This is a genomic window from Polaromonas sp. P1_F8 (assembly GCF_056405635.1).
Map to the genome: position 1 here is coordinate 401,660 of NZ_JBFUBS010000001.1, position 26,408 is coordinate 428,067.

Annotated in this window: 28 protein-coding genes; 20 read left to right on the forward strand and 8 right to left on the reverse strand. The window is 62.1% G+C overall.

Translation table 11 applies throughout. The features are described 5' to 3' along the window. Window positions 1-14: 14 nt before the first annotated feature. From rng to AC1D1J_RS01955, 8 genes are all read right to left on the reverse strand, one after another. Entirely contained in the window at window positions 15-1,514 is a 1,500-nt protein-coding gene (rng, locus tag AC1D1J_RS01920; protein WP_477693742.1) for a ribonuclease G, read from the reverse strand. Window positions 1,515-1,545: 31 nt separating this feature from the next. Then, entirely contained in the window at window positions 1,546-2,148 is a 603-nt protein-coding gene (locus AC1D1J_RS01925; protein ID WP_477685819.1) for a Maf family protein, read from the reverse strand. 146 nt (window positions 2,149-2,294) lie between these two features. After that, window positions 2,295-2,762 (reverse strand): 23S rRNA (pseudouridine(1915)-N(3))-methyltransferase RlmH, encoded by a 468-nt coding sequence (gene rlmH / locus AC1D1J_RS01930; RefSeq protein WP_436154540.1) that lies wholly within the window; start codon window positions 2,760-2,762, stop codon window positions 2,295-2,297. Continuing rightward, the gene (rsfS, locus tag AC1D1J_RS01935; protein WP_477693743.1) at window positions 2,759-3,559 is read right to left on the reverse strand and encodes a ribosome silencing factor; all 801 of its coding nucleotides are present in this window, start codon (window positions 3,557-3,559) and stop codon (window positions 2,759-2,761) included. The genes rlmH and rsfS overlap by 4 nt, the downstream gene beginning before the upstream one ends. 29 nt (window positions 3,560-3,588) lie before the next feature. After that, window positions 3,589-4,218 (reverse strand): nicotinate (nicotinamide) nucleotide adenylyltransferase, encoded by a 630-nt coding sequence (gene nadD, locus AC1D1J_RS01940; RefSeq protein ID WP_477694458.1) that lies wholly within the window; start codon window positions 4,216-4,218, stop codon window positions 3,589-3,591. Beyond that, window positions 4,218-5,135 (reverse strand): oxygen-dependent coproporphyrinogen oxidase, encoded by a 918-nt coding sequence (hemF, locus tag AC1D1J_RS01945; RefSeq protein WP_477693744.1) that lies wholly within the window; start codon window positions 5,133-5,135, stop codon window positions 4,218-4,220. Before hemF ends, nadD begins: the two co-directional genes overlap by 1 nt. A 51-nt stretch (window positions 5,136-5,186) precedes the next feature. Continuing rightward, window positions 5,187-6,488 carry a phosphoribosylamine--glycine ligase gene (purD, locus tag AC1D1J_RS01950; RefSeq protein WP_477693745.1) on the reverse strand — a complete coding sequence of 434 codons (1,302 nt, stop codon included), beginning with the start codon at window positions 6,486-6,488 and terminating at the stop codon, window positions 5,187-5,189. Between the two features lie 81 nt (window positions 6,489-6,569). After that, the gene (locus tag AC1D1J_RS01955; protein ID WP_457280813.1) at window positions 6,570-7,295 is read right to left on the reverse strand and encodes a YebC/PmpR family DNA-binding transcriptional regulator; all 726 of its coding nucleotides are present in this window, start codon (window positions 7,293-7,295) and stop codon (window positions 6,570-6,572) included. A gap of 75 nt (window positions 7,296-7,370) precedes the next feature. On the opposite strand from AC1D1J_RS01955, the gene AC1D1J_RS01960 reads away from it, so the two are divergent. The 20 genes from AC1D1J_RS01960 (at window position 7,371) to AC1D1J_RS02055 (ending at window position 26,271) form a co-directional block, all read left to right on the forward strand. Further along, the gene (locus AC1D1J_RS01960) at window positions 7,371-8,885 is read left to right on the forward strand and encodes a helicase HerA-like C-terminal domain-containing protein (protein WP_477665981.1); all 1,515 of its coding nucleotides are present in this window, start codon (window positions 7,371-7,373) and stop codon (window positions 8,883-8,885) included. A 118-nt stretch (window positions 8,886-9,003) separates the two neighbouring features. Next, window positions 9,004-10,344: a GTP cyclohydrolase II gene (locus AC1D1J_RS01965; RefSeq protein WP_477693746.1), complete on the forward strand. Its 1,341-nt coding sequence runs from the start codon at window positions 9,004-9,006 to the stop codon at window positions 10,342-10,344. Continuing rightward, on the forward strand, window positions 10,337-11,656 hold the full coding sequence (locus AC1D1J_RS01970; protein WP_457280810.1) for a URC4/urg3 family protein: 1,320 nt from the start codon (window positions 10,337-10,339) through the stop codon (window positions 11,654-11,656). The genes AC1D1J_RS01965 and AC1D1J_RS01970 overlap by 8 nt, the downstream gene beginning before the upstream one ends. 109 nt (window positions 11,657-11,765) lie before the next feature. Beyond that, window positions 11,766-12,407 (forward strand): uracil phosphoribosyltransferase, encoded by a 642-nt coding sequence (gene upp / locus AC1D1J_RS01975; RefSeq protein ID WP_457280809.1) that lies wholly within the window; start codon window positions 11,766-11,768, stop codon window positions 12,405-12,407. 170 nt (window positions 12,408-12,577) lie between these two features. Beyond that, a complete protein-coding gene (locus AC1D1J_RS01980; protein WP_477685810.1) occupies window positions 12,578-13,579 on the forward strand; it encodes a BMP family protein in 1,002 nt (333 codons plus the stop codon). A gap of 34 nt (window positions 13,580-13,613) precedes the next feature. Next, the gene (locus AC1D1J_RS01985; protein WP_477693747.1) at window positions 13,614-14,621 is read left to right on the forward strand and encodes a 5'-methylthioadenosine/S-adenosylhomocysteine nucleosidase; all 1,008 of its coding nucleotides are present in this window, start codon (window positions 13,614-13,616) and stop codon (window positions 14,619-14,621) included. Between the two features lies 1 nt (window position 14,622). Beyond that, window positions 14,623-15,066: a VOC family protein gene (locus tag AC1D1J_RS01990; protein ID WP_477693748.1), complete on the forward strand. Its 444-nt coding sequence runs from the start codon at window positions 14,623-14,625 to the stop codon at window positions 15,064-15,066. Window positions 15,067-15,239: 173 nt separating this feature from the next. Next, a complete protein-coding gene (locus AC1D1J_RS01995; protein ID WP_477693749.1) occupies window positions 15,240-15,869 on the forward strand; it encodes an alpha/beta fold hydrolase in 630 nt (209 codons plus the stop codon). After that, window positions 15,866-17,572, forward strand: a complete 1,707-nt coding sequence (locus AC1D1J_RS02000) for an ABC transporter ATP-binding protein (protein WP_477693750.1) — start codon at window positions 15,866-15,868, stop codon at window positions 17,570-17,572. The genes AC1D1J_RS01995 and AC1D1J_RS02000 overlap by 4 nt, the downstream gene beginning before the upstream one ends. Continuing rightward, the gene (locus tag AC1D1J_RS02005) at window positions 17,569-18,648 is read left to right on the forward strand and encodes an ABC transporter permease (protein ID WP_477693751.1); all 1,080 of its coding nucleotides are present in this window, start codon (window positions 17,569-17,571) and stop codon (window positions 18,646-18,648) included. Before AC1D1J_RS02000 ends, AC1D1J_RS02005 begins: the two co-directional genes overlap by 4 nt. A gap of 165 nt (window positions 18,649-18,813) precedes the next feature. Beyond that, the gene (locus AC1D1J_RS02010) at window positions 18,814-19,755 is read left to right on the forward strand and encodes an ABC transporter permease (protein WP_477685804.1); all 942 of its coding nucleotides are present in this window, start codon (window positions 18,814-18,816) and stop codon (window positions 19,753-19,755) included. Then, window positions 19,755-20,216: a hypothetical protein gene (locus AC1D1J_RS02015; RefSeq protein WP_477685803.1), complete on the forward strand. Its 462-nt coding sequence runs from the start codon at window positions 19,755-19,757 to the stop codon at window positions 20,214-20,216. Before AC1D1J_RS02010 ends, AC1D1J_RS02015 begins: the two co-directional genes overlap by 1 nt. Before the next feature lie 22 nt (window positions 20,217-20,238). After that, the gene (locus AC1D1J_RS02020; RefSeq protein WP_477685802.1) at window positions 20,239-21,516 is read left to right on the forward strand and encodes an amidohydrolase family protein; all 1,278 of its coding nucleotides are present in this window, start codon (window positions 20,239-20,241) and stop codon (window positions 21,514-21,516) included. Window positions 21,517-21,608: 92 nt separating this feature from the next. Next, the gene (locus AC1D1J_RS02025; RefSeq protein WP_477685801.1) at window positions 21,609-22,577 is read left to right on the forward strand and encodes a DKNYY domain-containing protein; all 969 of its coding nucleotides are present in this window, start codon (window positions 21,609-21,611) and stop codon (window positions 22,575-22,577) included. 73 nt (window positions 22,578-22,650) lie between these two features. Continuing rightward, window positions 22,651-22,860: a hypothetical protein gene (locus tag AC1D1J_RS02030; protein ID WP_477685800.1), complete on the forward strand. Its 210-nt coding sequence runs from the start codon at window positions 22,651-22,653 to the stop codon at window positions 22,858-22,860. A gap of 72 nt (window positions 22,861-22,932) precedes the next feature. Beyond that, window positions 22,933-23,190: a hypothetical protein gene (locus AC1D1J_RS02035; RefSeq protein WP_477685799.1), complete on the forward strand. Its 258-nt coding sequence runs from the start codon at window positions 22,933-22,935 to the stop codon at window positions 23,188-23,190. A gap of 128 nt (window positions 23,191-23,318) precedes the next feature. Then, window positions 23,319-23,591 carry a YkvA family protein gene (locus AC1D1J_RS02040; RefSeq protein WP_477685798.1) on the forward strand — a complete coding sequence of 91 codons (273 nt, stop codon included), beginning with the start codon at window positions 23,319-23,321 and terminating at the stop codon, window positions 23,589-23,591. Between the two features lie 51 nt (window positions 23,592-23,642). Continuing rightward, window positions 23,643-24,329: an alpha/beta hydrolase family protein gene (locus AC1D1J_RS02045; RefSeq protein WP_477693752.1), complete on the forward strand. Its 687-nt coding sequence runs from the start codon at window positions 23,643-23,645 to the stop codon at window positions 24,327-24,329. Between the two features lie 158 nt (window positions 24,330-24,487). Continuing rightward, window positions 24,488-25,549: a L,D-transpeptidase family protein gene (locus tag AC1D1J_RS02050; protein ID WP_477685796.1), complete on the forward strand. Its 1,062-nt coding sequence runs from the start codon at window positions 24,488-24,490 to the stop codon at window positions 25,547-25,549. Beyond that, the gene (locus tag AC1D1J_RS02055) at window positions 25,549-26,271 is read left to right on the forward strand and encodes a M23 family metallopeptidase (RefSeq protein WP_477693753.1); all 723 of its coding nucleotides are present in this window, start codon (window positions 25,549-25,551) and stop codon (window positions 26,269-26,271) included. Before AC1D1J_RS02050 ends, AC1D1J_RS02055 begins: the two co-directional genes overlap by 1 nt. Window positions 26,272-26,408 lie beyond the last annotated feature (137 nt).

The following is a 26,408-nucleotide window of genomic DNA, read 5'->3' on the forward strand; positions in this document are numbered from 1 at the left end:
AAGGGGCATGAAGGTCACAGCAGCACAATGTCGTATTGTTCCTGAGCCATCGCCGCTTCCGCCTGCAGGGAAATGGGTTTACCAATGAAGTCGCTCAGGCTGGCCAGATGCTGGCTCTCTTCATCGAGGAAAAGCTCTATCACCTTGGGCGAAGCCACCACCCTGAATTCGCGCGGGTTGAACTGCCGCGCTTCGCGCAGGATTTCGCGCAGGATGTCGTAGGTCACGCTCCGCGCGGTTTTAACCACGCCTTTGCCCATACAGGCTGCGCAGGGCTCACAAAGCTGATGGGCCAGCGATTCGCGGGTGCGCTTGCGCGTCATCTCCAGCAGGCCCAGCGCGGAAAAACCGTTGACACTGGTCTTGATACGGTCTCGTGAAAGCTGTTTCTGAAATTCGGTCAGCACCGCATCGCGGTGGTTTTCCTTGATCATGTCGATGAAATCGACGATCACAATACCGCCAAGGTTGCGCAGGCGTAGCTGCCGGGCAATCGCCTGCGATGCCTCCAGGTTGGTCTTGAAAATCGTGTCGTCGAAGTTGCGGGCACCGACAAATCCACCGGTATTGACATCGACGGTTGTCAGCGCTTCCGTCTGGTCGATGATCAGGTAACCGCCTGATTTGAGATCGACCCGCCGGCCCAGCGCTTTGGCAATTTCCTCGTCAATGTTGAACAAGTCAAAAATAGGACGTTCGCCGCCGTAGTGCTGAAGCTTCGGCTCGGTTGCCGGCATGAACTCCACAGCAAATGCCTTCAGCTTTTCAAACTGCTCACGTGAATCAATGCGGATTGTCTGCGTTTCCTCCACCACCAGATCACGCAATACGCGCTGCAGCAAATTGAGATCCTGGTGAAGCACAGAGGCGGGAGGTAAACTTATAGATGCATCCTTGATCCGTCCCCAGGTCTTGCGTAGGTAGGTGATGTCCTCTGCCAGTTCAGCGTCTGTCGCATCCTCGCCATTGGTTCTCAGTATGAATCCGCCACCCATGTCTGCAGTCAGGGCCTGAACCCGTTGACGAAGCTCTTCGCGTTGCCTGGGTGGTATTTTTTGCGACACACCGATATGGTTGTCCTGCGGCAAAAACACCAGCAACCGGCCGGCAATGCTGATTTGCGCCGTCAGCCGCGCGCCCTTGGTACCTATCGGGTCCTTGAGGACCTGCACCATGACCGCCTGCCCTTCGAACAGCTGCTTTTCAATCGGCTGTAGCGACGCCATGGCCGGTGACGTCAAGCCGCCAGCTGCCTGGGCATCCGTGTCGGCATGACGGCTGTTGATGCTACTCATGAGGTCTGCCACGTGCAGAAAGGCTGCACGGTCCAGACCGATGTCGATGAAGGCCGACTGCATGCCGGGCAGTACGCGGGCGACCTTGCCCAGGTACACATTGCCGACCAGGCCGCGTTCCAGGGTGCGTTCGACGTGAAGCTCCTGCACCGCGCCGTGTTCGACCACCACCACCCGGGTTTCCTGGGGAGACCAGTTGATCAGGATGTCTTGTTGCATGTCTTTTGGAAAATTGAGTTGGCTGGAGGCGCTAGAGGCGAATGCCCGCGGCCTGCAGCAGTTGGGCGGTTTCCCTCAGCGGAAGCCCCATGATGCCACTGTAGGAGCCGTCGATGCGGCTGATGTGCATCGCCACCCTGCCCTGCACAGCATATGCGCCGGCTTTGCCCATGGGCTCGCCACTGGCCACATAACTGCGGATCTGCGCGGGCGTCAGCGCGTCAAAACTGACACGCGAAGTGCTCAGCGCCTCGAAACGACGGCGCCCGGACTGCACCGCCACGGCGGTCAGCACCCTGTGCGTGCCGTCCGAAAGCTCGCGCAGCATGCGGGCCGCGTCTTTCTCGTCCTCCGGCTTGCCGTAAATCACCCGCCCCATGGCCACCGTAGTGTCCGAACAAAGGATGGGCGCCGGCGGCAGCTTGCGCCGCTTCATGCGGGCAACTGCCGCATCGAGCTTGAGGCCAGTGACACGCTGGACGTAAGTAGCGGGCGCCTCGTTTTTGAGCACCGCCTCCAGCGACTCAGCGTCCTCATCGGCGTCCGGCAGCAGCAGTTCGTGCCGCACGCCCAGTTGCTCCAGCAATTGACGCCGTCGTGGGCTTTGCGAGGCCAGGTAGATAAATTCAGGCATACAGCAGGTTATTCAGGTATTTGGGTATTTGGGTATTTGGGTATTCAAACCAGCAGGGGCCGCGGAACCGGCTTTGCCGGGCCGCAGGCGCAACGGCCCCCTCGGGGGGCAGGAAGCTACACGAAGTGAGCGACCGTGGGGGTTCATCACTCTCTGTGATAGGGGTGATTGATCGTGATGCTCCAGGCGCGGTAAAGCTGCTCAATCAGAAGCACGCGCACCATGGCATGGGGCAAGGTTAGGTCCGACAGGCGCAGGCGCTCGTGCGCGGCCTGCTTGAAACCGGCGTCCAGCCCGTCGGGCCCGCCGATCACGATGGCGACGTCGTCACCGGAGAGTTGCCAGGCCTTGAGTCGTTCAGCCAGTGCCACAGTAGTGACGGCCGTGCCGCGTTCATCGAGCGCCACGACGCGGGTGCCGCGGGCGATGCTCGCTTCTATGCGCCCGCGCTCAGCCGACAGCAGGTTTTCCAGGGTCTTGGAGGCGCGCGGTTCGGTCTTGACGGCTTTGAGCTCGACTTTCAGCTCTGGCGGGAAGCGCTTGGCGTAGTCGTCATAAGCCGTTTGCGCCCAGTCGGGCACTTTCTGGCCGACCGCTACGATCGTGAGCCTCATTTGCTCCGGGACGGAGTTTTCCTGGCGGCGGGTTTGCGGGCTGCCGTTTTAGCGGCGGTTTTCGCTGCTGTTTTCTTCGCCGCCACCTTTTTGGCTACGGGCACTTTGACAATCGGTGTTTTAACCGCAGGCTTTGCCGATGACTTGCCAGGAGCCGCTTTGGCGCCTGCCCGTGCCGGCTTTGCGGCTGGTTCGGTAGCCGGCGTGGCGGCATTGCGCTTGGCGGTCCAGTCATTGGTCTTGCCAACCCGGCCCACATAGCTTGAATCGGGGGCGGTCGGCGCCTTTGCAGGTGCTTTGGTTGCCGATTTCGCGGTGGTCTTTGCGCCTGGTTTCGCACCAGCGCGGGAGACCTTGGGTTTGGCCTCGGGCTCGGCATCGGCTTTGGACGCCTTCACCAGCGGCGCGGGCGCGCCCAGCTTGAGTTTGATGGGTTTGTCGCCCCAGAGCTCTTCCAGGTGGTAGTACTGACGAATGGTCGGCTGCATGATGTGCGCCACGGCGGCGCCGCAATCGACAATGATCCATTCCCCGTTGTCTTCGCCTTCGATGCGCGGCTTGGCAAAACCTGCGTCCCGCACGGCATCCCGCACGCTGGCGGCCAATGCCTTGGTCTGGCGGTTGGAGCTGCCGGAGGCGATGATCACGCGCTCGAACAATGACGTGATGTGCTCCGTGTCAAACACCTGGATGTCCTGCGCCTTGACGTCTTCCAGACCGTCAATGATGGCACGCTGCAGTTTCTGCACGTCCTTTTTGTCGGCGGCGGCGGAGGTTTTGACGGTGGTGGATGTCATGCAGTGTTTTGCTTCGATAAAGTGAGAAATTAATGGGAACCGTACAGCTGGTGAAGTGAAATATAACGCGCAACGGCTTCAGGGACCAACTGGGTAATTCCCTCTGTCACCGCGGCTCCGGAGGCCATTAACTGGCGAATCTGGGTAGCGCTGACAGGCATCAGGGGAAGATTGAGCAGGACAAAACGGTTGCTGCGGCTTTCGTAGGACTCAAATTGAGCTCCAGCCAGCGTGGATTGTGCGCGATCAGCTATACAAATTATAGCAAGGTCAAGAATGTCCTGCCACCGGTGCCATTGCCTGAAGACGGCAAATTGATCCGCACCAATGAACAGGTAAAGCTGGGCGCCCGGATTCTCCTCCTGGAGCACCAAAAGCGTGTCAACGGTGAAAGTCGGCCCGCTGCGTTCAACCTCACGCGCATCCACCCGAACGCCAGAAATATCGCCAAAAGCCAGCCTGGCCATGGCAAGCCTGTGCGCCGGCGAGCTCAAGGCGCGTGACTTGTGCCAGGCGTGGCCGGTCGGGACGACGTACAGGGTATCAAGGCCAAACTGCCGGATCGCCTCCTGCACCAGCGCAACATGTGCGCTGTGCGGCGGATCAAACGCACCGCCAAACATACCGATGCGCTTTTGCGCAGGTGACGGCACTGCCATCAAACCCAGTCCCGTCTTGGCAAAAACTCCGTGTACAGGCGCTCTTCAGGGCTGCCAGCCTCTACGCCCCGCTGATAAGACCAGCTCGCCAGCGGCGGCATGGACATCAGGATCGACTCCGTGCGCCCCCCGGACTGCAAACCAAAGTGCGTGCCACGATCCCATACAAGGTTGAACTCCACGTACCGGCCTCGCCGGTAAAGCTGGAATTCACGCTCCCGCTCACCGTGCGGCGTGTCCTTGCGCCGCTCAACAATTGGCAAATAAGCCTGTAGGAACGCGTCCGCAACACCCTGCATCAGGGCAAAGCTCTGGTCCAGGCCCAGCTCCTGGAAATCGTCAAAGAAAACGCCGCCAATTCCACGCTGCTCCTGCCGGTGCTTCAGGTAAAAGTACTCATCACACCATTGTTTGAACCGGGGGTACTTGTCGTCGCCAAACGGTGCCAGCGCGTCCTTGCAGGTCTGATGGAAATGCACCGCATCCTCCTCAAATCCGTAATAAGGCGTCAGGTCCATGCCTCCACCGAACCAACAGACGGGCTCGCCTGAGCCTGCCACCGGGGTCGCGGCCAGCATGCGCACATTCATATGGACTGTCGGAACGTAGGGGTTTCGCGGGTGGAATACCAGCGAAACCCCCAGGGCCTCAAACGGTGCGCCTGTCAATTCCGGACGGTGCTGCGTTGCCGAAGGCGGCAGCTTGGGGCCCCGCACATGCGAGAACCCGCAGCCGGCACGCTCAAACACCTGGCCCTGCTCCAGGATCATGGTGATTCCGTTACCTTGCAACGTCTCGCCGGGCGATTTCTGCCAATGGTCAGCCGTAAAGGGCTGGCCGTCGATCCCGGAAACCGCGCCGGTGATGCGCTGCTGCAGCGCCAACAGAAAGTCTCGAACGCTTGAAATATCGGTCATGCTGCAGTGTTACCCGAAGGGCGGAGGGAAAAACCAGCGCTCATTTGGCGATCAAGACTTGACCGCGCGCCAGCCGATGTCTTTGCGGTACTGCGCACCATCAAATCCAATGTCCTGGGCAACTTCGTAGGCACGTTGCTGCGCGGCTTTCACCGTGCTGCCGAGCGCCGTCACACACAGGACCCGGCCGCCAGCCGTTACCGTCGCGTCGCCCTGCTTGCGTGTTCCGGCATGAAACACCATCGCGTCTTCGGCCGCATCGGCGCCTTTTTGCAACCCATGAATCACGTCACCCTTGCGCGGGCTCAGCGGATAGCCGTACGCGGCCATCACCACCCCCAGGGCTGGCCGGCGGTCCCAGTCCAGTTCGATCTGGTCCAGCGCACCCGAGGTGGCGGCCATCATCACCTCATACAGGTCGGTTTTGAGGCGCATCATGATCGGCTGCGTCTCCGGGTCGCCCATGCGGCAGTTGAATTCCAGTGTTTTCGGTTTGCCTTCCGCATCAATCATCAGGCCGGCATACAAAAAGCCGGTGAACGGAATGCCGTCTTTTTCCATGCCCTTGATGGTCGGCAGGATGATCTCGCGCATGGCGCGGCCGTGCACTTCGGGGGTAACGACCGGGGCCGGTGAATACGCGCCCATGCCGCCGGTATTGGGGCCTTCGTCGCCGTCCAGCAGGCGCTTGTGGTCCTGGCTGGTCGCCATGGCGGCCACATTCTTGCCGTCGCACATCACGATGAAACTGGCTTCTTCACCCTGCAAAAATTCTTCAATCACCACGCGCGCGCCACCTTCGTTGTGCGCCACGCCAAGCGGGTTGAAGTCGGGGTTCGGTGCCAGCATGAATTCGATGGCCTCGTGTGCCTCATGCAGCGTCATGGCCACCACCACGCCCTTGCCGGCCGCCAGACCGTCAGCCTTGACGACGATGGGTGCGCCTTTTTCGTCCACATAGGCGTGGGCCGCCGCGGCGTCGGTGAAGGTTTCATATTCAGCCGTCGGAATACCGTGGCGCTTCATAAAGGCCTTGGAGAACGCCTTGGAGCTCTCCAGCTGCGCCGCCGCCTTGGTCGGGCCGAAGACCCGCAAGCCGTGCGCGCGGAACTCGTCAACAATGCCGGCCGCAAGCGGCTGCTCGGGGCCTACCACCGTCAGCGCGATCTTTTCGGCCAGCGCCCATTCGCGCAGCGCCTTCACGTCGGTGATGTCAACATTTTCAAGACGCGCATCCAGCGCAGTGCCGCCATTGCCTGGGGCGACATACACCGCCTGAACCTTGGGAGACTGCGCCAGTTTCCAGGCCAGGGCGTGCTCACGGCCACCGCCGCCCACCACTAAAACTTTCATGCTGCTGCTTTCATTGTGTGCCTGGCCTTGCTTTTGCTGTTGTGGTGTTGTTGCTTCATTGTGGCTGCGTGTTTGGTTTGCTTATTCAGACAACTCGGCGTTATGGAACACATCCTGGGTATCGTCCAGGTCTTCCAGCACGTCCAGCAGTTTTTGCATCTTGCGGGCATCCTCGCCGGCAAGTTCTATGGTGTTGTCGGCGCGCATGGTGACTTCGGCAATCTCGGGCTTGAGGCCGGCGGCTTCCAGCGCGTTCCTCACGGCTTCAAAGCCCGTGTAAGGCGTCAACACCTCAATGGCACCGTCTTCATGCGTGATGACGTCGTCGGCGCCGGACTCCAGCGCGACTTCCATGATCTTGTCTTCGCTGGTGCCGGGCGCAAAAATCAGCTGGCCGCAGTGCTTGAACTGGAAAGCCACCGAGCCTTCGGTGCCCATGTTGCCGCCATGTTTGGAAAAAGCGTGCCGCACTTCAGCCACGGTACGCACCTTGTTATCGGTCATGCAGTCCACGATGATGGCCGCGCCGCCGATGCCGTAGCCTTCATAACGCACTTCTTCGTAATGCACGCCTTCCAGGCTGCCCGTGGCCTTGGCAATGCCGTATTTGACGTTCTCATTGGGCATGTTGGCCGCCTTGGCCTTGTCCACTGCCAGACGCAGACGCGGATTCGTGCCCAGGTCGCCGCCGCCCATGCGGGCCGCCACCATGATTTCACGCATCACACGGGTCCAGATGCGCTGGCGCTTTTCATCCTGGCGCCCCTTGCGGTGTTGAATATTCGCCCATTTACTGTGACCGGCCACGAAGAATCCCTTTTCAGACTGATTAATTGATTTAATCTACAACCCGCATTTTACTTTTTCACTCCAGGACACCCCATGGCCGAGCCGTTACTGATTGCCAAGCACGATTCCATCCACTGCGAGATCCTTCCCGCGCTGGCCAACCGCCATGGGCTGATCACCGGAGCCACCGGCACCGGCAAGACCGTCACGCTGCAAACACTGGCCGAAAACTTCTCGAAAATCGGTGTCCCGGTCTTCATGGCCGACGTCAAAGGGGACCTGACCGGCATCAGCCAGGCCGGCACCATCGGCGACAAAATGGCCGGCATCCTCAAGGAACGCGGCATCGACCTTCCCGAATCGCTGGCCTGCCCCGCCACGCTATGGGACGTCTTCGGCGAACAGGGTCACCCCGTGCGCGCCACCATTTCCGACATGGGCCCGCTGCTGCTGGGCCGCATGCTCAACCTCAACGAAACCCAGGCCGGCGTGCTCAACCTGGTGTTCAAGATTGCCGACGACAACGGCATGCTGCTGCTGGACCTCAAAGACCTGCGCGCCATGCTGCAGTACGTCGGCGACAACGCCAGCGAGTTCACCACCAAGTACGGCAACGTCAGCGCCGCTAGTGTGGGCGCCATCCAGCGCGGGCTGCTGCAGGTCGAAAGCCAGGGCGGCGACAAGTTCTTCGGCGAGCCCATGCTCAACATCAGCGACTTCATGCAAACCGTTGATGGCAAAGGGGTGATCAACATACTGGCCGCCGACAAGCTCATGAACTCGCCGCGCCTCTACGCCACCTTCCTGCTGTGGATGCTGTCCGAGCTGTTCGAACAACTGCCTGAAATTGGCGACCCGGACCAGCCCAAGCTCGTCTTCTTCTTTGACGAGGCCCACCTGCTCTTCAACGAAGCGCCCAAGGTGCTGGTCGAGCGCATCGAGCTGGTGGTGCGCCTGGTGCGCTCCAAGGGAGTCGGCGTGTATTTTGTGACGCAAAACCCATTGGACATTCCCGATTCGGTGCTGGCCCAGCTTGGCAACCGGGTGCAGCACGCCCTGCGCGCCTTCACCCCCCGCGACCAGAAAGCCGTCAAGGCCACCGCCCAGACCATGCGGCAAAAGCCCGGCCTCGACATCGAAACCGCGATCACCGAACTGGCCGTTGGCGAGGCCCTGGTGAGCTTTCTCGACAGCAAGGGCCGTCCCAGCGTGACGGAACGCGTTTACGTGCTGCCGCCCGGCAGCCAGATCGGTCCCATCACACCGCCACAACGCCAGCTGCTGCTGCAAAACTCACTGGTGGCCGGTGCCTACGAAAAGACCGTAGACCGCGAATCGGCCTACGAAGCCATCAAAGGCCGCGCGGAAGTCGCAGCCACGGAAGCGGCCAAAGCTCCCCAGGGCGGCGCGGCCGGGCAAACCGATTCAGGCGGCATCATGGGCGGACTCAACGACGTCCTGTTCGGCACCACGGGCCCGCGCGGCGGCAAACACGACGGCCTGGCGCAAAGCATGGCCAAGTCCGCCGTGCGCACCATGGGCTCAGCCGTGGGCCGGGAAATCATCCGCGGCGTCCTCGGCAGCATCTTCGGCGGCAAAAAACGCTGAGCCTGCGCACAGACCCGGTGCGTTCGGCCGGGCCTGTCGCAAATTAACGACCCGGCAAAACTGCCGGGCTTGTCAATCCCGGCACGCATGGCTACATTGGATTTTTTAAGGATCCGCAATGCCTGTTGAAGTTGCCGCCAAGTCACCTGATTCAAGGCCGGCTACCCCTGTGCCTGTTTCTTCGCCCGTCTCCACTTCTGCCCCCACAGTTCCGGCCAGCCCTGCGGCCTCCCACATCCGATTGACCTCTCACGCGGGAGGTTATGGCGCCTTGCCCATCCGCTGGGCCGCCGCCACTGCCACCGAACGCGGCCCGGTGGTGGGCACTACCACCAAACGCAGCCACCGCAACGTCATCGGCACGCACAGCGGCTCGTACAGCGTCTACCGCGCGCTCGCCGTTGCTTCCGGCGCGCTCAAGGCCAGCCACAAGGCCGACCTCACCAACACCTCGCCGACCGACGTGATCGGCCCCTACCCGCAATGGAGCGAGCCCGGCCGCATCGTCGCCATGGACCCATGGGGCGCGATGGTGGCCGACGTTTTTTCCAGTGAGCTGGCAGCGGGCTACGACATCCGGCCAACCATCGCGGTAACCCAGGCCCACGTGATCCTGCCCGAGGTGATCGAAGCCCTGCAGTCCGGCAGGCTCAAGGCCGACGGCAAGTTTTTGACAGCCGGCGGCGCGGCCATGGTGACCAAGGTCGCCGTTGAACCGGTCTGGTACCTGCCCGAAATTGCCCGGCGCTTTGGCTGCAGCGAAACCGATTTGCGCCGCGTGCTGTTTGAAGAAACCGGCGGCATGTACCCCGAGCTCGTCACCCGCAGCGACCTGGAAGTCTTCCTGCCGCCCATCGGCGGCCTCACGGCCTACATCTTTGGCCGCCCGCGCGACCTGGCCAACCCCGATGTCGAACTCACCGCCCGCGTGCATGACGAATGCAACGGCTCCGACGTCTTCGGCTCAGACATCTGCACCTGCCGCCCCTACCTCACACACGCCATTGAAGAGTGCATCCAGGGTGCCCAGCGCGGCGGCGTAGGCCTGGTGTCCTATTTCCGCAAGGAGGGCCGGGCGCTCGGCGAAGTCACCAAATTCCTGGTCTACAACGCCCGCAAGCGCCAGGTGGGCGGCGACACCGCCGACCAGTACTTCAACCGCACGGAATGCGTGGCCGGCGTGCAGGACATGCGCTTCCAGGAACTCATGCCAGACGTGCTCAACTGGCTGGGCATCCGCAAGATCCACCGGCTCGTTTCCATGAGCAACATGAAGTACGACGCCATCACCCGCTCGGGCATCGAGGTAGTTCAGCGCATCAATATTCCCGAGCACATGATCCCGGCCGACGCCCAGGTCGAAATGGACGCCAAGATGGCCGCAGGCTATTTCACCCCCGGCGCGGTGCCCGACGCCGAAGAACTGAAAAAAGCCAAGGGCCGGGGGCTGGATGTCTGAAACCACACCTGCTCCTGACAGTCCCAGCAACCCCGCCAACGCCACCTACACCATCGCCGGAAACCTGCGCGGGATCAGCGCCGCCGCAGAATTGCGTTCCACCAGAACCATACGCGCCCGCGCCTCTGCCCTGCTTGAGCGCGCACGCCGCGGCGAATCCGCCTGGTTTACCGTCAACGACGGCGCCATGACCACCGCCGCTGCGCTGGTTGCTGAAATCACCCGCGCCCGCTACCCGGACCTGGACATTCCGTACCACAGCCGCTGGCGACATTTTGAAGCTGGCGGCATTGACCGCCTGGGTTTACTCAATGCAGCACTGGCATCCGCCACGCCTGCCGGGCGCGCCCGCGCGCAGATTGACCTCGCGCTCATCAGCGTGCTGCTGGACGCCGGTGCCGGCGCCCAGTGGCACTACCTCGAAGCCGCCCAGGGAGAGCATCCCTGCAGCGAATACAGCCGTTCCGAAGGCCTGGGGGTGGCAAGTTTTCACGCCTTTATGGCTGGGCTCTTTTCCAGCGATCCACAGCAACCGCTGCAGGCCGATGCCCTCAAGCTCAAAACCATTACCGCAGACCAGCTTGCCCTGGCTTTTCAGGTCACGCCCGAAAACCCGCTGATCGGCCTCGAAGGCCGCGCCGCGCTGCTGCGGCGCCTCGGCCAGGCACTTCAGGACCAGCCTGCGCTCTTTGGCCAGCGCGGCCGTCCCGGCCATTTGTTTGAAGCGCTGGCGCAACCCGGGCAAAGTGCTATCGAGGCGCACGAGCTGCTGTCGGTGCTGCTCACCAGCCTCTCGTCTATTTGGCCAGCCCAAAATGTCATGGGCAACATTCCCCTGGGCGACTGCTGGCAGCACAGCGCGGCAGGCGACGATGAATCCGAAAAAGCTGGGCCCAGCCATGGCTGGATGCCTTTCCACAAGCTGTCGCAGTGGCTCACCTATTCACTGCTGGAGCCTTTCGAGTGGGCCGGTGTGCAGGTCAAAGGGCTAGACGCGCTGACCGGCCTGCCCGAATACCGCAACGGCGGCCTGTTCCTCGACGCCGGTGTGCTGGTGCTGAAAGACCCGGCCCAGGCTGGGCGCCTGCATGCCGCCGGCGACGAACTCATTGTCGAATGGCGCGCCCTCACCGTGGCCCTTCTCGACGAGCTCGCGCCACTGGTGCGTGAGCAGCTGGGATTGACCGCCGAGCAGATGCCGCTGGCCTGCGTGCTCGAAGGCGGCACCTGGGCCGCAGGGCGTGCACTGGCACAGCAATTGCATCAAGGTTTGCCGCCCCTGAACATCGAAAGCGACGGCACCGTATTCTGAACATCGATCCCGAAAGATGCGCGGACCCGACGGGCACAGGCACAGGTAAAAGCAGAATAAAAATAACAACCGAACAAAACAAAGACAGAACACAGAGGCACACAAGAAAATGACCATCCAGAGCAACAAAGTCCACCTGATCGACCACCCGCTGGTACAGCACAAGCTCACCCTGATGCGCCGTAAGGACGCCTCCACCAACACCTTCCGCACCCTGCTCAACGAGCTCAGCATGCTGATGGCCTACGAGGTCACGCGTGACATGCCGATGCAGGACATCGAGATCGAGACCCCGCTCGAAATCACCACCTCCAAAGTCATCGACGGCAAGAAGCTGGTGTTTGTCTCTATCCTGCGCGCCGGCAACGGCATTCTTGAAGGCATGCTCAGCGTGGTGCCCGGCGCCCGCGTCGGCCACGTCGGCCTGTACCGCGACCCGAAAACCCTGACGGCGGTCGAGTACTACTTCAAGATGCCGCACGACATGGAAGAGCGCGACATTGTCGTGGTCGACCCAATGCTCGCCACCGGCAACTCGGCCATCGCGGCGGTCGAGCGGCTCAAGGAGCTCAACCCCAAGTCCATCAAGTTCGTCTGCCTGCTGACCTGCCCCGAAGGCATCAAGGCCCTGCAGACCGCCCACCCGGACGTGCCCATCTACACCGCCGCCATTGACCGCGAACTCAACAGCCATGGCTACATCCTGCCGGGCCTGGGCGACGCGGGCGACCGCATTTTCGGAACGAAGTAATGCACACCCCTGTCGGACGCTCACTGCGTGTAGCGCCTTCTCCCCTTGCAGGGGACTGCGCCTGCGGCCCGGCAAAGCCGGTTCCGCGGCGCCGGCTGGAAAAAGCGGAAGCCTCTTGATTTCTTGCCACTGTTTTTCCTGAATCTGAACCCACCAACCCGGAGAGTCCCATGCCTCAGACCTTCAAGCGCCGCCAGCTCGTTCTATTGGCCACCGCCCTCGCAGCCGCCCTGCCCGGCTTTGCCCTTGCCCAGGCAGCCAAGCCCAAGGTTGCGGCCATCTACACCGTGCCGTTTGAGCAGCAATGGGTCAGCCGCCTGCACAAGGCGCTCAAAGCCGCCGAAGCGCGCGGGGAGATCGAATACAAGGCCACTGAAAACGTCTCCAATGCCGACTACGAACGTGTCATGCGCGAATACGCCACGGCCGGCAACGCGCTCATCGTCGGCGAAGCTTTTGCAGTGGAAGCCGCGGCCCGCAAGGTCGCCAAGGACTTCCCGAAAGTATCTTTCCTCATGGGCTCGTCGGGCAAGGTGCAAGCGCCCAACTTCTCGGTGTTCGACAACTACATCCAGGAGCCCGCCTACCTCTCCGGCATGATCGCCGGCGGCGTGACCAAGAGCAACAAGATCGGCATGGTCGGCGGTTTCCCGATTCCTGAAGTCAACCGCCTGATGAATGCCTTCATGGCCGGCGCGAAAGAAACCAACCCCAAGGTCGAGTTCAGCGTGAGCTTCATCAACAGCTGGTTTGACCCGCCCAAAGCCAAGGAAGCCGCTTTCGCCATGATCGACAAGGGCGCTGACGTGATGTACGCCGAGCGCTTTGGCGTGAGCGACGCCGCCAAGGAAAAAGGCAAGCTGGCCATCGGCAATGTGATCAACACACAAGACAAATACCCCGACACCGTGGTGGCGTCAGCCCTCTGGAACATGGAGCCCAGCATCGACCGCGCCATCAAGGCCGTCAAGGAAGGCAAGTTCAAGGCCGAGGACTACGGCCCCTATTCCATGATGAAGTACAAGGGCTCCGAACTCGCCCCGCTGGGCACCTTCGAGAAAAAGGTGCCCGCCGACATCGTCGCCAAGGTCAAGGCCAAAGAAGCCGATATCCTGGCCGGCAAGTTCACCGTCAAGGTCGACGACGGCCAGCCCAAGTCCACCGCCAAATAAGCCGGCGTTTCACCGCCCCACCTGAAAACGCCGTATGCATTCCCTGTTTTGCCTGCGGCGTTTTCTTTTCAGCCAGCCCGTTGCCTGGCGGGCCGCGGCGCCGCTGGCCTTCCTGGCTCTCCTGTCATTTGGCCTTTGGGGGTGCGCCGGCCCGGCGCCTGCCCCGCCCAATCCGCCAGGCACAGTTGCCGGCGTTCCCGTCCGGCTCGACGCCACACCCCGGATCGCGGTGATGTCGGCTTTTCAGCCCGAACTGACCCTGTTGCTCAACCGCTTGCAAGGCCCCGCCAGGCACCGCATCAACGGCGTTGACTTCACCACTGGCACCCTGCAGGGCAAGCCGGTCGTACTGTTCCTTTCCGGCATCAGCATGGTCAATGCGTCCATGAACACGCAGCTGGTGCTGGACCGCTTCAACATCACCCACATCGTCTTCAGCGGCATCGCCGGCGGCGTCAACCCGTCCCTGCACATCGGCGATGTCAGCGTCCCCACCCAGTGGAGCCAATACCTGGAAGTGCTGATGGCACGCGAAACTTCGCCGGGCCGCTTCACCATCCCGCCGCGCATGGAGGCGCAGACCCTGGCGCCCTTCGGCATGCTGCACCCGCGCCCGGTCGAAACACGCACCGCCGCCAACCCGGCGCCTGTACGCAAGTTCTGGTTTGAAGTCGACTCCGGGATGCTCGAGGTTGCCAGGGGCATGGGCAACATCGAACTAGGTGCCTGCAACGCAGGGGTATGCCTCACGCACAAACCGCAATTGATGGTGGGCGGCAACGGCGTGTCGGGCCAGGCCTTTGTCGACAACGCCGCTTTCCGCGAATACGCCTTCAAGACCTTTCAGGCCAACGTACTCGACATGGAAACCGCCGCCGTGGGCATGGTGGCCTACAGCAACAGCGTGCCTTACATCGCCTTCCGGTCGCTCAGCGACCTGGCCGGCGGCGGTGAAGCGGCCAACGAAATGGTGACCTTCATGAACATCGCTGCCGACAACTCGGCGAAGGTGTTGCTGGCGTTCCTGGCCGCCTGGAAATAGCATGCCCGAGCTCGCCGGCATTGACCACATCTACATTGCCGTGAGCAACATGGCGGAATCGGAAGCGTTCTACGACAAGCTCATGCTCAAGGCACTCAGCTGCCGCAAAAACACCTTCACGATCGGCGGTGACCCGCACATCCAGTACTACAACCGCCACTTCGGTTATGTACTGCGGCCTGCCCGCTCGCAAGCCGGGCACGACTCATACTCGCCCGGCCTTCACCATTTCTGCCTGCGCGTAGACACCATCGAAGACGTGGCCGAATGCGCACGGCTGCTGCAGGCCTCAGGCATCAACGCCAGCGAGCCGCACAACCACAGCGAATACGCACCCGACTACTGGGCTACTTTTTTCACCGACCCCGACGGCCTTCGTCTGGAGATCACCAACTACCGCCAGGAGCGGCGCGACCGGCATGACCACTGGGAATCCCTCGGCTGAAAACGCGCAACCGCCGGTGCTGCGGCCCGTGTTGATCTGAAAGCCACATTGCTAAACCCTACTTCTTTCGGATGACCGCGCCCCTCCTCCCTGTTCTACGGCTCGTCTTGCTACCCGGAATGGATGGCACAGGAGATTTGCTCGCACCGCTGGTCAACGCACTGGCGCCATCCATGCAAGTTGAAGTCGTGCGCTACCCTGGACATGACGCGCTGGGCTATGACGACTTGCACACGTTCATCCTGGCGCGCATGACCGTAGCGCCATTCGTATTACTGGGTGAATCTTTTTCCGGGCCTTTGGCCATTTCCATTGCAGCTACCCGGCCTGCCGGCTTGCGTGGAGTGATCCTGAGCTGTACTTTTGCGCAAAATCCCCGCCCTGCCTTTTCCTTTGTCTCCCATCTTGCGGACAACTGGGTGTCCCGGAAAATCCCTCCGCATCTTCTGACCCGCCTTGTCAGCCCCTTTTTGCTCGGTAGATTTGCATCTACCCAGTTGAGAAACTCTCTTGAACAGGCACTGCGGCAGCTTTCACCGCAAGCGATGGCCAAGCGAACTCAAGCGGTTCTTCATGTGAATGTGAGGGATAAACTCAAACAGCTCCACGTGCCGGTGATGTATCTGCAAGCAACGCAGGATCGGGTGGTTCCTGCATCTGCCGCGCAATCCCTGAAGCAAGACCTTCCGTCCATGGAGATCGTAAAAATAGAAGGCCCGCATTGCCTTTTGCAAGTCTCACCAGCTCCCGCCGCGTTGGCCATTCAGTCGTTCTGCCGCACGCTGGGGTCTGCCTCGTCATGACGGCCCCCGTTCTTCGCCTCAGCGGCATCACCAAACGCTTCGGCCCGCTGGTTGCCAACGACGCGATTTCGCTCGAGCTGCGCGGCGGTGAAATCCTCGCGCTGCTCGGTGAAAACGGCGCCGGCAAGTCCACGCTGGTGTCCATCCTCTTTGGCCACTACACAGCCGACGAAGGCCACATCGAAATCTTTGGCCAGTCGCTGCCACCGGGTAACCCCAAGGCCGCGCTGGCGGCGGGTGTCGGCATGGTGCACCAGCATTTCACGCTGGCCGACAACCTCAGTGTGCTCGACAACGTGATGCTGGGCAGCGAGCCGCTGTGGCAACTGTTTTCACGCCGCAGAGCAGCCCGTGCCAGGCTGCTGGACGTGGCCCGGCGCTTTGGCCTGCCCGTGGCGCCCGATGCCAAGGTGGGCAGCCTCTCGGTCGGTGAACGCCAGCGTGTCGAGATCCTGAAAGCGCTGTACCGCGGTGCACGCATCCTGATCCTGGACGAACCCACCGCCGTGCTGACGCCGCAGGAAAGCGAGGCGCTTTTCGATACGCTGGGCCAGATGGTGGCGCAAGGCCTGTCCATCATTTTCATCAGCCACAAGCTCGGCGAGGTGCTGCGCGTGTCGAACCGGGTGGCTGTGCTGCGCGGTGGCAAGCTGGTGGCCGAAGCACCTGCCGCCGGCACCAGCCAGGCGCAGTTGGCGCAATGGATGGTCGGCCACGCCGTCACCACCACACAACGCCGCCCCGCGCCGTCAACCGGCCTGCCGGTCTGCACGCTGGAAGGCGTCAGCACGGCCGATGCGGGGCAAGACCGCCTGGATGGCGTTTCGCTTCAGCTCAAGGCCGGTGAAATCGTCGCCATTGCGGGCGTCTCAGGCAACGGCCAGCTCGCCCTGGCCGACTTGTTGTGCGGCACCCGCGCCGCCAGCCAGGGCTCCGTGACATTTCTGGGCCAACCCATGAAGACCTCGCCAGCCTGGCTGGTCACCCAGGGCGTGGCTCGCATCCCCGAAGACCGGCACGGCGTCGGCGTGGTTGGCGACCTCAGCGTCTGGGAAAACGCGGTGTCAGAGCGCTTGCGCAGCCCGGCGTTTTCCAAAGTGCTGTGGGTCAAGCGCAAGGCCGCGCAGGCCCATGCGGCCCGCATCATGCGCGAGTTTGACGTGCGCGGCGGCGGACCGGACACCGCGGCGCGCTCGCTGTCGGGCGGCAATATGCAAAAGCTCATCCTCGGGCGGGCGCTCGTGGCCCCCACACTTTTCACTTCGCGTACTGCGCTGCCCCCCGAGGGGGCTATTTTTCCTAGGGGCGGTCCGTCGGAAAAATGTTTCCCCTCTTCCGAAACCGCACCCCAGCCGGCCAAACTGATCATCGCCCACCAGCCCACCTGGGGCCTGGACATCGGCGCCGTTGCCTATGTGCAGCAGCAACTGATCGCCGCGCGAGACGCCGGCGCGGCCGTGCTGGTCATTTCTGACGACCTGGACGAAGTGATGGCGCTCGGCGACCGCGTGGCGGTGATGCACGCGGGCCAGCTGACGGAGGCTCTGCCCGCCGAAGCCTGGACACGCGAGGCCATTGGGCTGGCCATGGCTGGAGCCAATGGGGGTGACTCGAGCGCCGCCGGGCCGCCCCAAGGAGCGAGGGCCCCCTCGGGGGGCAGCGCATTACACGAAGTGAAAAGCGTGGGGGCCAACCAGTTATGAGGCTGGAGAAAAGAACACAAACCTCAAAGCTGGCCCTGGTGCTCGCGCCCATAGGCGCCATCGTCTTCACCTTGCTGATCAGCGCACTGCTGGTGCTATGGGCCGGCGCGCCGCTGGGCCAAACCTATGTGCTGCTGTTCAAGGGCGGCTTTGGTTCCGTCTTTGCCCTCAGCGAAACCTTCACCCGTGCAGTGCCCCTCATCCTGACCGGCCTGGCCGCCACGGTGGCCTTCAAGGCGCGGCTTTTCAACATTGGCGCCGAAGGCCAGCTTTATGCCGGCGCGCTGGCCGCCGTGGCTGTGGGCGGCATGCATGGGGGTACCGGTTTTGAGCTCCCCACCTGGCTGCTGTTCGGGCTGATGATGCTGGCCGCCGCCGTTGCCGGCGCGCTGCTGTTGCTGGGCCCGGCCCTGTTGAAGGCCCGGCTGGGGGTCGATGAAGTCGTCACCACCCTGCTGCTTAATTTCATCATGCTGCTGTTTGTGTCGGTCATGCTCGACGGCCCCATGAAAGACCCGACTGCCATGGGCTGGCCGCAAAGCGTGGCGCTGCAGGGTGATCTGGAGCTTTCCAGGCTCGTCGCGCAGACACGCATCCACACCGGCCTGCTGTGGGCCGCCGCGCTGGCTGTGGCGCTGTGGGCCTTGCTGAAATACACCGTGCTGGGCTTTGACATACGCGCCGTGGGCGCCAACGCCAAAGCCGCGGCGTTCGCCGGCGTACCCGTCACCCGCACGGTCGTGCTGGTTGCGCTTCTCTCGGGCGCTCTGGCCGGGCTGGCCGGCGCCATCGAGGTAGCCGGCCGCACCAGCTATGTCACGCTCGACATGTCACCCGGCTACGGCTACACCGGCATCGTGATCGCCATGCTGGCCGCACTGAGCCCCCTGGGCGTTCTGGCGGCAGCCGTGTTTGTGGCGGGCGTGCTGGTCGGCGCCGACACCATGAGCCGGGCCGTGGGCGTGCCGACCTATATCGCCGACGTCATCGTGGCGGCTTCGCTGATTTCCGTGCTGGTGGCCACGTTGATGACGCAATACCGGCTGGTAGTCAAAGAAAAAGGCCGGGCCGCATGAAATTCTTCAGCACCCGCGCCCTGCCAACCCATGCGGCTGCACAGACTGAGGCTGTGCGCGAAATTCTTAAGAAAATAATAGCCACAAGCCAATTAAGACGGGCGCAAGCAGCTATTAAATTGATAGCGTCGACAGTCTGCATACCGGTGGGAAAAGGCTTCCTGTATGGCTGAAATGCTCGACATCCTTGCCGCGGCGCCCTTCTGGATCGCCGTGCTGCGCATCGCCACGCCGCTCATCCTGGGCACTCTGGGCGTGTTGCTGTGTGAACGTGCCGGCGTGCTCAACCTGGGTATCGAGGGCATCATGGTCGCTGGCGCCTTCAGCGGCTGGCTGGCCGTGTACGGCGGCGCGCCGCTGTGGGCAGGCGTGGGTGTGGCGGCACTTACAGGTGCGGTGTTTGGCCTGCTGCACGCTTTTCTGACGGTCGGCCTGGCACTGTCGCAGCACGTATCCGGGCTTGGCATCACCCTGCTGGCCACCTCGCTCAGCTACTACGGCTACCGCGTCAGCTTTCCCAAAGTCGACACGCCACCCACCATCACACCCTTCGTCCCCATGCATTGGCTCGACGGCTTTCCCGGCGGCGGGCTCAACGTGCTGGCCGCGCAAACCCCACTCACGCTGCTGGCGCTACTGCTGGTGCCGCTGATCACCTGGCTGCTCTACCGCACACCGGCCGGCCTGGCCATCCGCATGGTCGGCGAGAACCCCCAGGCCGCCGAAGGCCAGGGCGTCTCCGTCGCGGCCACCCGCACCGCCGCCATCGTGGCCGGCTCGGCGCTCATGGGCGTGGCGGGCTCCTTCCTCACGCTGTCGGCGTTTAACGCCTTTTTCTTCAACATGGTCAATGGCCGCGGCTGGGTGTGCGTGGCACTGGTGGTGTTTGCCTCGTGGCGGCCCGGCAAGGCGCTGCTGGGCGCGCTGCTGTTCGCTTTCTTCGACGCACTGCAGCTGCGCCTGCAAACCTCGGGCATCGTGAATGTGCCCTATCAGGTGTACCTGATGCTGCCCTACGCCCTCTCCATCCTGGCGCTGGTGCTGGTGGCGCGCAAGGCGGCGTATCCTCAGGCGTTGATGAAACCTTATCGAAAAGGCGAGCGCTGATGACGACGACACCCCTTGCCCCACGCGGCACGCTGCTGGCCGCCTTGCTGGTACTGGGCTGCGCCAACGCGCAGGCGCTGGGCAGTGACTACAGCTACGACAGCTTCAAGACCCCCGACGCTGTAAGCTGGGTGCAGATGTGCGGCACATGGGGCAAGGACCACCAGGGCACCTACCGCGTCGTGCACGCCGACCAGTACGCACAATCATTCCTCTACATCCAGTGGATGACACGCGACGCCAACGGCAGCCTGCATGCCGGGCACACCGTGGGGATCGCCGAACTGAACAACGACCACTCGGAGATCATGCTCAGCGGCCTAACATGCCGCACAACGCCGCGCGGCATCACGCTCACGGCGCGCGCCGCCTCAGGCCATGACGACAAGTTGCGCCGCGTCACTATCGAGGTCGGTCCGGCCAATGGCCAGTACCGCTACCGCGCGCAACGCGCACACTGAAACCCAATACATCTTCACTGCCATGCTCGACCTCCTCATCACCCACGCCAGCCTGCCCGATGGCCGCAACAACATCTCCATTGCCGTGCAAAACGGGAAGATCACCGAGGTCAGCGAAGGCCCCATCACTGGCGCGCAAGCCCGCGAGACGGTAGACGCCGAGGGCTACCTGCTCAGCCCGCCCTTCGTCGACCCGCACTTCCACATGGACGCCACGCTGAGCTACGGCCTGCCACGTGTCAACGAAAGCGGCACGCTGCTCGAAGGCATCGCACTGTGGGGCGAACTGAAGCCCCTGCTCACAGCCGAAGCGCTTATCGAACGTGCCCTCACCTACTGCGACTGGGCCGTCGCCAAAGGCCTGCTGGCCATTCGCAGCCATGTCGACACCAGCGACCCGAGCCTGCTGGCGGTAGACGCATTGCTCGAAGTCAAGAAGCAGGTCGCGCCGTACATTGACCTGCAACTGGTCGCCTTCCCGCAAGACGGCGTGTTGCGAACCAAAGGCGGCATCAACAACCTGGAGCGCGCACTCGACAAAGGGGTGGACGTGGTCGGCGGCATCCCGCACTTTGAGCGCACCATGGCCGACGGCGCCGCCGGCGTGAAGCTGCTCTGCGAAATTGCGGCCGAACGCGGCCTGCTGGTCGACATGCACTGCGATGAATCCGACGACCCGCTTTCACGCCACATCGAAACCCTGGCTTACGAGGCCCAGCGCCTGGGCCTGCAGGGCCGCGTCAACGGCAGCCACTGCACCTCCATGCACAGCATGGACAACTACTATGTCAGCAAGCTGCTGCCCCTGATCGCCGAAAGCGGCGTCAGCGTCATCGCCAACCCCCTCATCAACATCACCTTGCAAGGCCGCCACGACACCTACCCCAAACGCCGCGGCATGACCCGCGTGCCCGAACTGATGGCCGCAGGCGTCAATGTCGCCTTCGGCCACGACTGCGTGATGGACCCCTGGTACGGCATGGGCAGCGGCGACATGCTGGAAGTCGCTCACATGGGCCTGCACGTGGCGCAGATGACGAGCCAGAAAGGCATACGCCAGTGCTTTGATGCGGTGACGGTCAATGCTGCGAAGGTGATGCACCTCAAAGGTTATGGGCTGGAGGTGGGGTGTGACGCAAGCTTTGTGTTGTTGCAGGCCCGGGACCCGGTCGAGGCGATCCGATTGCGCGCGAATCGCTTGAAGGTGTGGAGAAAAGGAAAAGTGCTGGCCGAGACATCGAAGCAGGTGACTCAGTTAGGACTCACCGAGCGCCCTAGCTCTGTGGACTTTCTTAAATGAACTGCCACATACTGGTAGCACTACTGACCTTTTCGGCATGGACCTCAAGCGCACATGCGCTGAGTTGCCCTGCTGATCGATCTGACTATCAAATGAAAGACGGAAAAGTAGTCTTCATCTTTAGTTCGGGAGATGGTCGCGGCGAGCAAATAATCCCCACAGAGGTCGATCCGCACAGCATGAAGTCGGTTGTTGATCCATTCAAGGGAACGGTGCCGTGCGGCGGAGGGGTGACTGACTATGTACGCGACAAGGGCCGCGTTTACCACAGGGGAAAGCCGATAGCCAGCGCTGATCCGAACACCTTCGAATTCATCAACAGGTATTTCGCGAAAGACAGCACCGCGGTGTACGGGCTCGATCGGCGCATTACAACCCGCATCGCGGACTTTCGCATTCTTGGAGACTCTCAATCTGCGGCTTACGTGGCGTATGCGACAGACGGTCAGCGCTACTTCTACAAAGACACGGTTCTGGCTGGTGAAGGCTTTGAGTTCGTGCCCAAAACATACGATACCGTCCGGACCAGCACAAACGTGTATTACCGCGGACAGCTTTTAGATGTCGATGTCAAATCCTTTGAAGGATTGAACCCATCGGTCTCCATGGCGCGCGACAAGAACCGTGTTTACTACAGATTCGTGGCCATTCCGGAAGCGGACCCCGCCACTATCGAGCAAATCAAAGAATCTCTGTGGAAAGACAGGCGGGCCGTTTATCTGGAGGGCAGAGAAATCGTGGGACTGGATCCAGCCACCGTACGACGCTACCCTCCTTTTTCTGAATACACCTCTGACGACCGCTCAGTTTTCAAGATGTATAAAAAGATCGACCGAGATCTGGCCACGTTCACCGTTTTGCAGCCTCCGTACACCAAAGACAAGAACGGTGTGTATTACAACGACGAACGCATGGATATCGCTGATCCGGGAAGCTTTGTCGCACCGGCGTCTCAAAACGGACAAGACAAAAACTACCGTTTTTATGAAAACAAGATCACATGCAAGGTCAACGCGGATGCACCAGCGACCGACAAGCTCTGCGATGGCATTTCGCGTTAACGGGAAAACATGCCCGACCGCTGCACGAGCAAAAAAAGACCCAAAAAATGACGATCTGCCAAAAAGGGACCTTGTGAATTCACCCGTAGCCCATGCCGAACTTATTGCCACTTTCAGGAGAGCGGAGGCAGAGGCTGCGCACAAGTCCGGATTAATCAAGGCGGCTGCAGCCAAAGGCCCCAGGGCGATACAGATGGCCGTCGAGACAGCAGACAAGGCAGCAAAACGCAGGGATGCGTACGCCAAAAAGCTCGCGGCGCTAGGGGTGGAGCTCAAGGACTGAGCTGTACCCAGTGCCCTCCCCGGGGAAGGACAAGGATTGGTTGCGGATAATCGGGATTTGGAGAGAAACCCGATGCAAACAGACACACCAGAAGACGCACTGGACGAAGCACCCGAAGACGAACCGGAGCCGATCGAGGAATACGTCCCCGGCGTCGCCAACGGCCGGCATTACATGGCCAGGCTGTGCCACCTGCCTGACGGTCCCTGGTACATCGATGTCGTACACGTCGAATCGCTGCCGCCCCTGCACGACAGCGACCGGACCTGGCCTACGCGTGCTGAGGCCGTTGAGGCGGCAGACAAGCTGGTTGCCAATCTGGCGCATTGACGGAAGACCCGGCTCCCCTCCTGGCGCGCAAACGTAACGGCCCGTTAGTGCCCTTGTAGCCCGGGCAAGCACCTCCATTTGAAGCTCAGCAGGCCCGCCGGGCCTGCATCTGCACCCAAGGAGCTTTCATGTTCAAACGTCTGACCCTGCTTTGGGTTTTGATACGCGGCGATGCTCGGCGGCTGTGGACAGCGTTGCGCCACCCCGAGGCACCAGCTTGGCTGAAGTGGGGTACCGCAGCAATTGCACTCTACCTGTTCTCTCCCATCGATTTCATCCCCGACTTCTTGCCGGTCATCGGAATTGCCGATGATCTGGTGCTGGTTCCGCTGGCGATCCGGTGGCTGCTCAACCGCCTGCCGCCCGGGCTCGCCGAGCCTGCGCCGAAGCGTTCGGCCTGAGCACTGGGGATGCTGTAATGGGCATATCAACCCAGCTCGCCCCTTCTATTGATGCCCACACGCCCCGTTTCACTGACCGTTCCGCTCCCTTCGGGCGGTACCATCTCCGGCCTGCTGCAAAAACCTGCCAGCGCCAAGGCGTGTTATGTGTTCGCCCACGGCGCGGGCGCGGGCATGAACCACACCTTCATGGAGGCGATTGCCCAAGGTCTCGCGGAACGCGGCATTGCCTGCTTGCGCTTCAATTTCCCGTTCATGGAGCAAGGCTCCAAACGCCCGGACTCCCCCGCCGTTGCGCATGCTGCGATCCGGGCGGCGGTTGCTGAAGCGGCACGGCAAATGCCTGACGTGCCGCTGTTTGCCGGTGGCAAATCCTACGGTGGGCGCATGAGCACGCAGGCGCAGGCGGCTGAGCCATTGCCCGGACTGAAGGGCCTTGTGCTGGTGGGCTTTCCATTGCACTCATCCGGCAAGCCCTCCACCGAACGCGCCGCGCACCTGGACGGCGTGAAGCTGCCGATGCTTTTTCTGCAAGGCACGCGCGATGGCCTCGCTGATCTGGACCTGATCACGCAAACCACGGCAAGCCTCGGTAAAAAGGCAAGCCTGCACATCGTGGATGGCGCCGACCACGCCTTTCACGTGCTGGTGCGTTCAGGCCGCACCGATGCGCAGGTGCGCGAGGAATTGCTGGACACCATGGCCGCGTGGATGACGAAGCACCAGCGTGCAGCGTGAACGTCAGTTTCCCTGATGTACCAGGAGAGCCGCTTGGCGTTCTGTATGGCGTGTGAGCCAGGACAAATACCCGCTTAAACCTGACCACCGCTAGGCATGGCTGCTGACAGGTGATGCGCCTTATGCCCCCCAGACTGGCCTGACTACGAAAGCCCGTCATGCCGTTCGATATCCCTTCCTCTCTTCGCCTTGTAACCCCACAGCTCTCCCAGCTCTCCCGTCGCACCCTCGTCGCTGCCTTGTGCCTGACCGGGCTGGGCCTGGCCGGCAACGGCGCATGGGCGGCCAAGCCCAAAAACACGGCGGCGGGCAACCAGCCCTTTGACACAGAAGCCTTCAACAACGCCACCGACAGTCCCTTGCTGCGCAGTGGCAACAAAGGCGCAGCGGTAGCGCGCGCACAGATCATGCTGGACCGTGCCTGGTTCTCCTGCGGGGAGATCGATGGGCGCTTTGCCACCAACATGCAGCGCATGGTCAAGGCCTACCAGAGCGCACACGACCTCAAACCCACGGGCACCGTCACCGCGGAAACCTGGGTTTCGCTGCGCAAGGACGGTGCTCCGCTTCTGACAAGCTATACCGTGACAGAGAAGGACGCCGCCGGCCCTTTTGAAAAGACGCCTGTGGCGATGGACGAGCGCGCGAAGATGAAAGCGCTGGTGTATGAATCGGTGGAAGAAGCGCTGGCGGAAAAATTCCACACCAGCACCGGCTACCTCAAGCAGCTCAACGGCGGCATCAACATCGAGGCCGGCAAGCAGATCACCGTGCCATATATCGCGGTCAGCGCCACGCCGGTCAACGCGGCTTCCATCGAAATCGACAAGTCCGAGCGTGTGCTCTACGTGCTGGACACCGCCAAGCGCCTGGTGGCGGGTTTTCCCATCAGCATAGGCAATGAAAAAAACGACCCGCTACCGCTGGGAATGATGGCCATCAAGAACGAGGTCAAAAATCCCGGCTTCACCTACAACCCTGCGCTACTGAAAAACGCACCCAAGGATGCACAAAAGGTCGACATCGCAGCCGGTCCCAACAACCCCGTCGGCACCATCTGGCTGGGCCTGACCAAACCGCACTGGGGCATTCATGGCACACCCAACCCTTCCAATGTGGGCCATTCCGAAACCAATGGCTGCATTCACATGACCAACTGGGATGCCGAGCGCCTCTCGACCCTGGCGAAAGCCGGCTTCAAAGTGAGCGTCAAGGCTTGATGGCATCCACACCCGCCCGCATCAAGAGAACGGCGTTTGCCATCTGCGCGCTGCTGGCCGTGGCGGCAGGCGTGATGCTGGGCACGCGCAAGGAAGAGGCAGTTACACAAGTCATACAGCCCGCCACACCGCCAACCAGCCAGGCGCTGGCGCCCGCTGTGCCGGCAAGAGAGGCCGACAAGCCACCGCTTGTGATTCAGACCATAGAGGCAGCCGCGCCCTCACCTGCCCTACCGCCCCCACCCGCATCTGTCGCCGATGACACGGACATTTCGCAGTTACGGCTACGCGTCCTGACACTTCCAGTGCAAGGCGTCACGCCCGCCCAGCTCAGTGACACCTACACCCAGGCGCGCGCAGCAGGCGCCCCGCATGAAGCCATAGACATCATGAGCCCACGCGGCACGCCAGTGCTCGCCGTCGAGGACGGCAAAGTGGCCAAGCTGTTCTTGAGCAAGCCAGGCGGCATCACGATTTACCAGTTCGACCCGGCCAGCCAGTACGCGTATTACTACGCCCACCTGGACCGCTACGCCGAAGGCCTCGCCGAAGGCGCCAGCCTGCGCAAAGGCCAGGTCATCGGCTATGTCGGCAGCACCGGCAATGCATCACCCGACGCACCGCACCTGCACTTCGCGATCTTCAAGCTGGGGCCGGAGCGCCAATGGTGGCGTGGCACGCCGCTGAATCCTTATCTTGTCTGGCGCGACGCCAGACCGTAAACAACCCGGCCAACGGTGCTCCGGCTCATGCAGGCGCTACGCACCTGCCCGCCCGGCAAGCGACTTCACCCCGCCGCCCTGAACAGTCGCGTACTTAACCGCAAACCACAGCATGGCAGGCGGCTCCTCCACGATCT

Bases quoted from the DNA above. Each gene is read 5' to 3' on its own strand.
- rng (WP_477693742.1), bottom strand. From the start codon at position 1,514: ATGCAACAAGACATCCTGATCAACTGGTCTCCCCAGGAAACCCGGGTG.
- AC1D1J_RS01925 (WP_477685819.1), bottom strand. From the start codon at position 2,148: ATGCCTGAATTTATCTACCTGGCCTCGCAAAGCCCACGACGGCGTCAA.
- rlmH (WP_436154540.1), bottom strand. From the start codon at position 2,762: ATGAGGCTCACGATCGTAGCGGTCGGCCAGAAAGTGCCCGACTGGGCG.
- rsfS (WP_477693743.1), bottom strand. From the start codon at position 3,559: ATGACATCCACCACCGTCAAAACCTCCGCCGCCGCCGACAAAAAGGAC.
- nadD (WP_477694458.1), bottom strand. From the start codon at position 4,218: ATGGCAGTGCCGTCACCTGCGCAAAAGCGCATCGGTATGTTTGGCGGT.
- hemF (WP_477693744.1), bottom strand. From the start codon at position 5,135: ATGACCGATATTTCAAGCGTTCGAGACTTTCTGTTGGCGCTGCAGCAG.
- purD (WP_477693745.1), bottom strand. From the start codon at position 6,488: ATGAAAGTTTTAGTGGTGGGCGGCGGTGGCCGTGAGCACGCCCTGGCC.
- AC1D1J_RS01960 (WP_477665981.1), top strand. From the start codon at position 7,371: ATGGCCGAGCCGTTACTGATTGCCAAGCACGATTCCATCCACTGCGAG.
- AC1D1J_RS01965 (WP_477693746.1), top strand. From the start codon at position 9,004: ATGCCTGTTGAAGTTGCCGCCAAGTCACCTGATTCAAGGCCGGCTACC.
- AC1D1J_RS01970 (WP_457280810.1), top strand. From the start codon at position 10,337: ATGTCTGAAACCACACCTGCTCCTGACAGTCCCAGCAACCCCGCCAAC.
- upp (WP_457280809.1), top strand. From the start codon at position 11,766: ATGACCATCCAGAGCAACAAAGTCCACCTGATCGACCACCCGCTGGTA.
- AC1D1J_RS01980 (WP_477685810.1), top strand. From the start codon at position 12,578: ATGCCTCAGACCTTCAAGCGCCGCCAGCTCGTTCTATTGGCCACCGCC.
- AC1D1J_RS01985 (WP_477693747.1), top strand. From the start codon at position 13,614: ATGCATTCCCTGTTTTGCCTGCGGCGTTTTCTTTTCAGCCAGCCCGTT.
- AC1D1J_RS01990 (WP_477693748.1), top strand. From the start codon at position 14,623: ATGCCCGAGCTCGCCGGCATTGACCACATCTACATTGCCGTGAGCAAC.
- AC1D1J_RS01995 (WP_477693749.1), top strand. From the start codon at position 15,240: ATGCAAGTTGAAGTCGTGCGCTACCCTGGACATGACGCGCTGGGCTAT.
- AC1D1J_RS02000 (WP_477693750.1), top strand. From the start codon at position 15,866: ATGACGGCCCCCGTTCTTCGCCTCAGCGGCATCACCAAACGCTTCGGC.
- AC1D1J_RS02005 (WP_477693751.1), top strand. From the start codon at position 17,569: ATGAGGCTGGAGAAAAGAACACAAACCTCAAAGCTGGCCCTGGTGCTC.
- AC1D1J_RS02010 (WP_477685804.1), top strand. From the start codon at position 18,814: ATGGCTGAAATGCTCGACATCCTTGCCGCGGCGCCCTTCTGGATCGCC.
- AC1D1J_RS02015 (WP_477685803.1), top strand. From the start codon at position 19,755: ATGACGACGACACCCCTTGCCCCACGCGGCACGCTGCTGGCCGCCTTG.
- AC1D1J_RS02020 (WP_477685802.1), top strand. From the start codon at position 20,239: ATGCTCGACCTCCTCATCACCCACGCCAGCCTGCCCGATGGCCGCAAC.
- AC1D1J_RS02025 (WP_477685801.1), top strand. From the start codon at position 21,609: ATGAAAGACGGAAAAGTAGTCTTCATCTTTAGTTCGGGAGATGGTCGC.
- AC1D1J_RS02035 (WP_477685799.1), top strand. From the start codon at position 22,933: ATGCAAACAGACACACCAGAAGACGCACTGGACGAAGCACCCGAAGAC.
- AC1D1J_RS02040 (WP_477685798.1), top strand. From the start codon at position 23,319: ATGTTCAAACGTCTGACCCTGCTTTGGGTTTTGATACGCGGCGATGCT.
- AC1D1J_RS02045 (WP_477693752.1), top strand. From the start codon at position 23,643: ATGCCCACACGCCCCGTTTCACTGACCGTTCCGCTCCCTTCGGGCGGT.
- AC1D1J_RS02050 (WP_477685796.1), top strand. From the start codon at position 24,488: ATGCCGTTCGATATCCCTTCCTCTCTTCGCCTTGTAACCCCACAGCTC.
- AC1D1J_RS02055 (WP_477693753.1), top strand. From the start codon at position 25,549: ATGGCATCCACACCCGCCCGCATCAAGAGAACGGCGTTTGCCATCTGC.